A 1,547-nucleotide genomic window follows, 5' to 3' on the forward strand; every position below is an offset into this window, starting at 1 on the left:
CCCCGTTATGTTCTCCACGGCTCCGCAACGGGGCCGCTGGCCTCCGGGCCCGGCATGACTTGGTCCCCCTGTCCGAGATGACCTGGGGGGTGGTGTTCACCGGGCTTGGGGGTGTTCGTCGGAGACGCTGATCAGAGGTCCGGCCACCGTCCGGTCCGGCGCAACGCCGGGCGGTTCGCGGGCGGCAGGTCTGCATAACGTGGATGCGCGAGCACGACACCCGAGCCGAGGCCGGCACCGTCAACATCCTGGAAAGGGCGCGATGTTCGAGATCGAAGACGTGGGCGTGTTCCTCGGCCTGGACGTCGGCAAGTCTGCTCATCACGGCCACGGGCTGACTCCGGCAGGGAAGAAGGTCTTCGACAAGCCGCTGCCCAACAGCGAGCCGAAGCTGCGGGCCGTCTTCGACAAACTTGCCGCGAAGTTCGGAACCGTCCTGGTCATCGTGGACCAACCCGCCTCGATCGGCGCCCTGCCACTGACCGTTGCCCGCGATGCCGGCTGCCGCGTCGCCTACCTGCCCGGCCTGGCGATGCGGCGGATCGCCGACCTCTACCCGGGCGAGGCCAAGACCGACGCCCGCGACGCGGCCGTGATCGCGGACGCGGCCCGCACCATGCCGCACACCCTGCGATCCCTGGAACTGACCGACGAGATCACCGCCGAACTCACCGTGCTCGTCGGTTTCGACCAGGACCTTGCCGCCGAGGCCACCCGCACCTCCAACCGGATACGCGGCCTGCTCACCCAGTTCCACCCCAGCCTCGAACGCGTCCTCGGCCCGCGCCTCGACCACCAGGCCATCACCTGGCTGCTGGAGCGATACGGCTCCCCGGCCGCCCTGCGCAAGGCCGGCCGCCGCAGACTCGTCGAGCTGATCCGCCCGAAAGCCCCACGCATGGCTCAGCGGCTGATCGACGACGTCTTCGACGCGCTCGACGAGCAGACCGTCGTCGTCCCGGGCACCGGCACCCTGGACATCGTCATCCCCTCCCTGGCCGCGTCCCTGGCCGCCGTCCACACCCAGCGACGGGCGATGGAAGCCCAGATCAACACGCTTCTGGAGGCCCACCCTCTTTCCCCGGTCCTGACGTCGATGCCCGGCGTCGGCGTCAGGACCGCCGCCGTCCTGCTGGTCACCGTCGGCGACGGCACCAGCTTCCCCACCGCCGCCCACCTCGCCTCCTACGCCGGACTCGCGCCCACCACCAAATCGTCCGGGACCTCGATCCACGGCGAACACGCACCCCGCGGCGGCAACCGCCAGCTCAAACGGGCGATGTTCCTGTCCGCCTTCGCCTGCATGAACGCCGACCCGGCCTCCCGCGCCTACTACGACAAGCAACGAGCCCGCGGCAAGACCCACACCCAAGCCCTCCTCCGCCTCGCCCGCCAACGCATCAGCGTCCTGTTCGCCATGCTCCGCGACGGCACCTTCTACGAATCCCGGACACCGAAGGACGTCGAGCTCGCCGCATAGCCCCAGCACCCCGAACCACACCAAACCCGACAGGGGCGCCTTGACGAAAAACATAGAGGCACCCCCC

1 protein-coding gene is annotated in these 1,547 nt (G+C 69.5%); it reads left to right on the plus strand.

Annotated elements, in window-relative coordinates:
- The first annotated feature begins 262 nt into the window (after positions 1-262).
- Positions 263-1,480 (plus strand): IS110 family RNA-guided transposase, encoded by a 1,218-nt coding sequence (locus BFF76_RS29150; protein ID WP_065849419.1) that lies wholly within the window; start codon positions 263-265, stop codon positions 1,478-1,480.
- Positions 1,481-1,547: the final 67 nt, after the last annotated feature.

This window comes from Streptomyces mutomycini (genome assembly GCF_001700505.1).
Classification (GTDB): Bacteria; Actinomycetota; Actinomycetes; order Streptomycetales; family Streptomycetaceae; genus Streptomyces; species Streptomyces mutomycini.

Bases quoted from the DNA above. Each gene is read 5' to 3' on its own strand.
- BFF76_RS29150 (WP_065849419.1), top strand. From the start codon at position 263: ATGTTCGAGATCGAAGACGTGGGCGTGTTCCTCGGCCTGGACGTCGGC.